We start from the raw sequence: 6,724 nt of genomic DNA on the forward strand, positions 1-6,724 counted from the left end.
AGGTATAGTGGGCGCAATACAACAGTAGGGAATACTATTCGCATGTTGCTGCATAGACTGCTCACCACGGTGATTTGTCTGTTCGCGCCGCTGTCTTTCGCCGCAGAATATGGCAATGATCCCCGCGACCCCTGGGAAGGCCTCAATCGCCACATTTTCGCCTTTAACGAGGGGGCGGATCGCTACGTCGCCAAACCGGTTGCCAAGGCTTACAAAGAGGTGACGCCGAGATTCATTGATCAGGGCATCGGCAATGTTTTTGACAACCTCGGTGAGGTGAAGAACTTCTTCAATGATGTCCTCCAGGGAGAGGGCAAAGACGCCATGGTTGATGCCGGGCGCTTTCTGATAAACACCACGGTGGGTGTGCTGGGCTTTTTTGATGTCGCGACCCATCTGGGACTGCCCCGCGAGTCAGAGGATTTTGGGCAAACTCTGGCTGTTTGGGGGGTAGAGCCCGGCCCCTTTCTAATGCTGCCTCTTCTCGGTCCAAGTACCATTCGCGATGGTAGCAGCCGCTTTATCGATCGCTATGCCTCACCGACCAGTGAGGTCGAGCCCTTTTCCGCTGAATTGGGTTTGATGGCGCTGGATCTTGTGCAAGTACGTGCAAAATTATTGGGCTCCGATGAGCTGGTCAGCGGTGATAAGTACACCTTTCTTAAAGATGCCTATCTGCAGCGCCGTCAGTTCCTAATTAACGATGGCGAGTTCCAGGATAGCTTTGGCGACGAGGATTTTGAGTCCTTTGATTTTGAATAGCAGGGTAGCGGGATGTGAATCCTGCACAGGCACATGGCTTGCTCCGGTGGCGCCGTAAAGGTAAAACAGGCAGATGACCAGACCCTTACATCACCGGCTGCTGCTTGTTCAGCACCGCGATGACCTTCACCGGCAACTGCGCGAAGCCCTAGAGGCCCTCGGCGTTATCGTGTTGAGTCTCGACGACAGCACAGAGGCGCTGCGCTGTTTTCGGGAAGACGATATCGATATTGTGATGATTGATATCGATCTGCCCGACTGCCAAGGCATCACCTTGCTTGATGATATGGCTGCCGACCCCCGTGAGCTTCCCCTGATCTGTGTGTCCCGGCGCGAGAGCCTGGCCGATGTTCTCTCTGCTGTACGCCACGGCGCTACCGATTACCTCATGCTGCCGCCTGAAAGCGCTGATGTCATTCGCCATGCCATCAATCGCGCGGTGGAGCGCTGCGAATTAAAACGTGAAAACCTCGCTTATCGCCATAAATTAGAAGCGGCCAACCGCGAGTTATTGGAAAGTCTGACCCACCTTCAGCAAGATCAGCAGGCCGGTAAGCACGTTCAGCAATTGTTGTTGCCAGATACGCCTAAAGACATTGAAGGCTACCAGTTCTGCCATTTTATTTTGCCGTCTCTCTACCTGAGTGGCGACTTCGTTGACTATTTTCTCGTCGGCGATGATCGGGCGGTATTCTTTGTTGCCGATGTGTCAGGCCACGGCGCCAGTTCCGCCTTTGTGACCGTATTTTTGAAAAACCTTTTCGCTCGCAAGCGCAGTGACTACCTTCATCGCGGCTCAACGGCAATACTGTCTCCCGCGAAAATGCTTGCCATTGCCAACCGTGAACTTCTTGAAATGGGTATCGGTAAGCATGTGACCATGTGTGTCGGGGTCTTTGATCTCAACTGCGATCAGCTCTGTTACGCGGTTGCGGGACACCTTCCGGCGCCGGTGCTGGCCTGTGACGGGCAGGCGGAATTTTTGCCCGAGCACGATATGCCCGTGGGGCTTTTTAGCGATGCGGCTTTTACCGATCACATGATCTGCTTTCCGAGTGGCGCCGTGCTGACACTGTTTTCCGATGGTATATTGGAGGTGTTACAACGCGACTCGCTAAAGGAAAAAGAAGAGGCGCTATTGGCACTACTCAGCGCTGGGCAGCGTTCGTCCAGTGAACTGGTAACGGCCTTCGACTTAAACAATATTGGTGATGCACCGGATGATATCGCCATCTTAGTCATTAGCAGGTTATAGGAAGTCATGCAGCCAGGTAAAATTTTGGTCGCAGAGCAAGACGGTGCTTTCGTCATTAAATTGGTTGGCGAAGTGCGTCTAACCCTTTGCACGACGATGGATGATTTTTTTGACGATATGCTAACCAGCAAAGGGTTTGCCAGTGTCGTTATTGATCTCGTTGATGCAACCAATATAGACAGCACCACCCTCGGCTTGCTCGCAAAACTAGCAATCAAAGCCAAGCAACGCTTTTCCTATGTGCCGGTTATTTTGTCTACCAATCCTGATATCACTCGCGTGCTGGATAGCATGGGGTTTGGTCGCGTTTTCTGTATTCGCCAAGAGCCAGTGGTAGACGACGAGGACCTGAATGAACTGCCGGTATTGCCCGACAGTGAAGATGCGGTTCGCGCCAAAGTGCTGGAGGCGCACCGCGTGCTCATGGGAATGAATGAGAGCAATCGGGCTAAGTTTCGCGAGCTTGTCACCCTACTGGAAGGGCAGTGTTACTAAGCCTGCGGCATTACTTTTTTGCAGTTAGGCCAAGCGTTTCACAAACCATCAATTTTGCCCTGATAAAGTCCTTGTGGGGCAGGTAAATCAACTCTGAAATTTTACGGATGACGTGTTCTTCGTACTTGTCTATGTCGCCGTCTTCTGCCGCAACTTCCCACAGCGCCTTCACCAGCTGAAACTTCTCTGCGTTATTGCAATTGTCATTGATGTAGCGGGTAAAGGGGTAGAGGGAGGTGCTGTCTTGGGTCGACTCATGCGCCTTTTCCATAAAGGCTTCAATTTCGTCTGCACTGAGGTGAAAGTGCTGCACCAGCAGTTGGCGAATCTTCTCCACTTCTGCCGGCTCTTGCTTGTAGTCGGATTTGCTGACTTCTATCAACAGCGAGGCGGCTACCAATTCCATCGACAGCTCGTCGCTGCCGTCGGCATTGGAGGCCTCGCCCAGCAAGTTTTTTATAAACTCAAACACCTTGCCAGCCTCTCAACAAATCCTCGAGTTTCCGTTGATCCGCGGCGAAGGCGCGAATCCCTTCTGCCAGCTTTTCTGTTGCCATGGCATCTTCATTCATGGCCCAGCGAAAGGATGATTCGCTAGAATCGAGCTTCTGTTGTGGTGCGAAGTCGGCTTCAGGGCTCAGGCGCTGTGGCAGCTGACCTTGCGCATTATCCAATTCTTCGAGCAGGGCAGGGCTGATTGTGAGTCGGTCACAACCCGCTAGCTCAGCAATTTCGCCGGCATTTCGAAAGCTTGCGCCCATCACAATGGTGCTGTAGCCGTGCTGTTTGTAATAGGCATAGATGCCCGCGACAGACTGCACGCCGGGATCTTGTGCCGGGCTTTCGGGGCTGTCGCCGCGGGCCACGTGCCAGTCGAGAATGCGGCCGACAAAGGGCGAGATCAATGTTGCACCTGCCTCGGCGCATGCCGCCGCTTGTGCCAGGCTGAACAATAAGGTCAGGTTACATTCAATGCCGGCTTTTTCGAGCTCTGCGGCAGCTTGAATGCCTTCCCACGTCGAGGCGATCTTCACTAATAACTTGTCGCGCCCAACACCCGCTTCTTCGTATAACTTGACGATAGTCTTGGCTTGTTCGACGGTTGCGGCGGTATCGAAGGAGAGCCGAGCGTCCACTTCTGTGGAGACTTTTCCTGGTACCAGCTGACTAATTTCGCGGCCTATGGCAACGGCCAGGCGCGTGCAGGCAGCTTTAATTTGTTCGTCGTTGTTAGGGTCGGTAATGTTTTCGGCAACGATGCGGTCGATCAGCGCCTGATACTGCGGCAGCTGGGCGGCTTTGAGGATGAGTGAGGGGTTGGTGGTCGCATCTTGGGGGGAAAAGCGTTTGATTGCCTCGATGTCGCCGGTGTCGGCCACGACATCCGTCATCGCTTTAAGTTGTGCCAGTATACTGCTCATTAAATGAATCCTATCACCGTATCTTGATTTCGCTTTCCTGCAGGGTTTGGCCAGCACGTTGTTGCGCGTAGTCTTGCAGGCGTTGTTGCGCCGTTGTTGTCAGGGCCAGTGCTTCTTGCAGTACCTCCAGTCCAGCGTCATTCCGGTGCGCATGCTGACTGAGATGGCGGCGGAACTGGCGGGCTCCGGCCTGGCCATTAAAAATCCCGAGAATATGTCGCGTTATATGGTGGAGTCGAGTACCGCTTGCAAGTTCCTTTTCAATGTAGGGGTAGAGTGATTCGACAACATCCTGCCGGCTGCGCTGATTGGCTTCATCGGCATAGATACGTTCATCTACCTCCACCAGCTGGTAGGGGTTCTGGTAAATACTGCGCCCCAACATACTGCCATCGACATGTGACAAATGCGATAGCGCGTCGTCGATACTGTCGATACCACCATTGATAATGACCTCCAGCTTGGGAAAGTCATTTTTGAGCTGGTAAACCATATCGTAATTCAACGGCGGGATTTCCCGGTTTTCCTTGGGGCTTAAACCCTGTAGCCACGCTTTGCGGGCATGCACAATGATCGTGTTACAGCCTGCCTGATGAATTTGGTCAACAAAATCGTGCAGCGGCTCATAACCTTCCTGATCATCAATACCAATGCGGTGTTTCACGGTGACCGGCAAGTCGCTAGCATCAATCATCGCGGCGACGCAGCCTGCCACCAGGCTGGGGCGTGCCATTAAGCACGCGCCAAAAAAGCCATTTTGAACACGGTCTGAGGGGCAGCCACAATTCAGATTCACCTCGTCGTAGCCCCATTGTTTGGCAAGCTTGACGGCCTTGGCTAAGTCGCTGGGATCGCTGCCGCCCAACTGCAAGGCGAGGGGCTGTTCCTCTGTGCTGAACTGCAAATGCCGGTGTTGGTCGCCGTGAAGCAGGGCGCCAGTGGTCACCATTTCTGTGTAGAGCACGGCGCGCCGACTCATTTTTCGCCAAAAAAAACGGCAGTGGCGGTCTGACCAGTCCAGCATTGGCGCTACGCAGAAGCGCCTGTCGAGGGTATTGTTGGGCATTCGCTAGGAAAACCTCCGCGGTAGGTGAATCTTATCGCCGCTGGCCCGTATAATGGCGCCTTTCATGTCGCAGCTTATGCGCGCGGCCAACGCTAATTGTATTGAAATGGTAAACAACTCTCCATGACTGTTCGCACTCGCATTGCGCCATCCCCCACTGGTGATCCACACGTCGGCACCGCTTACATCGCCCTGTTTAACTACTGCTTTGCAAAAAGCCTAGGCGGCCAGTTTCTGCTGCGCATTGAAGACACTGACCAGCAGCGTTCGACGCCAGAGTCAGAACAAGCCATTTTAGACTCCCTGCGCTGGCTGGGCTTGGACTGGGATGAAGGGCCCGATGTGGGCGGACAAGCTGGGCCTTACCGGCAGAGTGAGCGCAGCGAAATTTACCGGGAGCACTGCGAGCAACTTATCGCGAAGGGCTTGGCGTTTCGCTGTTATCGCAGCCCCGAAGAACTCGATGCTCTGCGAGAAGCGCGGCGCGCCGAAGGCCAGCACACGGCGTTAAAACCCTCAGATCTGCGCCTGAGTGACGACGAGCAGCAGCGCCGCGAAGCCGAGGGCATGCCCTATGTTATTCGCATGGTGGTGCCCGAAGAAGCGGGCCGTTGCGAGATAGAAGATATGTTGCGCGGTACCGTGGAATTAGATTGGGGCCAGGTCGACGCGCAGATATTATTGAAATCCGATGGCCTGCCTACCTACCACTTGGCCAATGTCGTGGATGACCATTTGATGGGTATCACCCACGTGCTGCGCGGCGAAGAATGGTTGAATTCTGCGCCTAAGCACAAGTTGCTGTACGAGTATTTTGGCTGGGAAATGCCGCAGCTTTGCCATTTGCCACTGTTGCGCAACCCTGACAAAAGTAAGCTCAGTAAGCGCAAGAACCCCACTAGTATTTTGTACTACCAGCGCATGGGCTTTTTGCCGGAGGCGCTACTTAATTACTTGGGGAGGATGGGCTGGAGTATGCCCGATGAGCGCGAGAAGTTTAGCCTTCAGACAATGATCGAGCACTTCGACATTCAGCGTGTCAGCCTGGGTGGCCCGATTTTCGATGTTGAGAAACTGCGCTGGCTTAATGGGCTTTGGTTGCGAGAGGACTTGAGCGACGACGCGCTAATTGAGCGCCTGCAGAGCTGGGCGTTGAATCGGGAAACGCTGACCAAAATGTTGCCACATCTAAAACAGCGTATTGAGGTATTTACTGATATCGCACCGCTGGCGGGTTTTTTCCTATCGGGAATGCTGCCGCTGAGCAAGGAAAGTTTTGCTCAGTGCACCTTAGAGGAAGAGCAGCTGGTTGAGGTCTTACAGTGCTGCTTGTGGCGTTTGGAGGCCGAATCCGATTGGCAGCGCGATACGTTGTTTGCCGATATCAAAGCGCTGGTCGACGGTCTGGAGCTGCGTATGAAAGATGTGATGCCTCCACTGTTTATTGCCATTGCGGGCACCACTGCATCGATCTCAGTCGTCGATTCCATGGAAATACTCGGGCCGGAAATCAGTCGTGCGCGCATTCGCCACGCCATTGATATTTTGGGCGGGGTGGGCAAGAAAAAACTTAAGAAGCTGGAAAAACGCTATCAACAACTCCCTTGATGGTGGCGGCAAATGAGTCTGTGTTGTTAAAGGGGATTTTTTTCACTGCGCGTGTTGACAAGGTAGGGGACGAACCTTAATATGCGCAGCCTCTTTCGGGGCTATAGCTCAGCTGGG

Annotated in this window: 7 protein-coding genes; 4 read left to right on the forward strand and 3 right to left on the reverse strand. The window is 53.6% G+C overall.

Translation table 11 applies throughout. The annotated features are described in order from the left end of the window. Window positions 1–42 precede the first annotated feature (42 nt). The 3 genes from B3K78_RS02065 (at window position 43) to B3K78_RS02075 (ending at window position 2,512) form a co-directional block, all read left to right on the forward strand. Window positions 43–762 carry an MlaA family lipoprotein gene (locus B3K78_RS02065; RefSeq protein ID WP_204995521.1) on the forward strand — a complete coding sequence of 240 codons (720 nt, stop codon included), beginning with the start codon at window positions 43–45 and terminating at the stop codon, window positions 760–762. Window positions 763–835: 73 nt separating this feature from the next. Further along, window positions 836–2,017, forward strand: a complete 1,182-nt coding sequence (locus tag B3K78_RS02070) for a PP2C family protein-serine/threonine phosphatase (protein ID WP_286694129.1) — start codon at window positions 836–838, stop codon at window positions 2,015–2,017. Window positions 2,018–2,023: 6 nt separating this feature from the next. After that, window positions 2,024–2,512 (forward strand): STAS domain-containing protein, encoded by a 489-nt coding sequence (locus tag B3K78_RS02075; RefSeq protein WP_204995519.1) that lies wholly within the window; start codon window positions 2,024–2,026, stop codon window positions 2,510–2,512. 10 nt (window positions 2,513–2,522) lie between these two features. Here B3K78_RS02075 and B3K78_RS02080 read toward each other — a convergent pair whose 3' ends face one another. The 3 genes from B3K78_RS02080 to dusA are packed head-to-tail and all read right to left on the reverse strand — an operon-like array spanning window position 2,523 to window position 4,999. Further along, window positions 2,523–2,984 (reverse strand): tellurite resistance TerB family protein, encoded by a 462-nt coding sequence (locus B3K78_RS02080; RefSeq protein WP_204995518.1) that lies wholly within the window; start codon window positions 2,982–2,984, stop codon window positions 2,523–2,525. After that, window positions 2,977–3,933, reverse strand: coding sequence for a transaldolase (tal, locus tag B3K78_RS02085; RefSeq protein WP_286694130.1), 957 nt, complete (start codon window positions 3,931–3,933; stop codon window positions 2,977–2,979). The genes B3K78_RS02080 and tal overlap by 8 nt, the downstream gene beginning before the upstream one ends. A gap of 13 nt (window positions 3,934–3,946) precedes the next feature. Continuing rightward, on the reverse strand, window positions 3,947–4,999 hold the full coding sequence (gene dusA / locus B3K78_RS02090; protein ID WP_286694131.1) for a tRNA dihydrouridine(20/20a) synthase DusA: 1,053 nt from the start codon (window positions 4,997–4,999) through the stop codon (window positions 3,947–3,949). Window positions 5,000–5,122: 123 nt separating this feature from the next. Here dusA and gltX point away from each other — a divergent pair, with 123 nt between their 5' ends. Further along, window positions 5,123–6,607 carry a glutamate--tRNA ligase gene (gene gltX, locus B3K78_RS02095; protein WP_286694132.1) on the forward strand — a complete coding sequence of 495 codons (1,485 nt, stop codon included), beginning with the start codon at window positions 5,123–5,125 and terminating at the stop codon, window positions 6,605–6,607. The last annotated feature ends 117 nt before the right edge of the window (window positions 6,608–6,724 follow it).

This window comes from Spongiibacter sp. UBA1325 (assembly GCF_002306875.1).
Classification (GTDB): Bacteria; Pseudomonadota; Gammaproteobacteria; order Pseudomonadales; family Spongiibacteraceae; genus Spongiibacter; species Spongiibacter marinus.

Coding starts and splice junctions, on each gene's coding strand:
- B3K78_RS02065 (WP_204995521.1), top strand. CDS start 43: ATGTTGCTGCATAGACTGCTCACCACGGTGATTTGTCTGTTCGCGCCG.
- B3K78_RS02070 (WP_286694129.1), top strand. CDS start 836: ATGACCAGACCCTTACATCACCGGCTGCTGCTTGTTCAGCACCGCGAT.
- B3K78_RS02075 (WP_204995519.1), top strand. CDS start 2,024: ATGCAGCCAGGTAAAATTTTGGTCGCAGAGCAAGACGGTGCTTTCGTC.
- tal (WP_286694130.1), bottom strand. CDS start 3,933: ATGAGCAGTATACTGGCACAACTTAAAGCGATGACGGATGTCGTGGCC.
- dusA (WP_286694131.1), bottom strand. CDS start 4,999: ATGCCCAACAATACCCTCGACAGGCGCTTCTGCGTAGCGCCAATGCTG.
- gltX (WP_286694132.1), top strand. CDS start 5,123: ATGACTGTTCGCACTCGCATTGCGCCATCCCCCACTGGTGATCCACAC.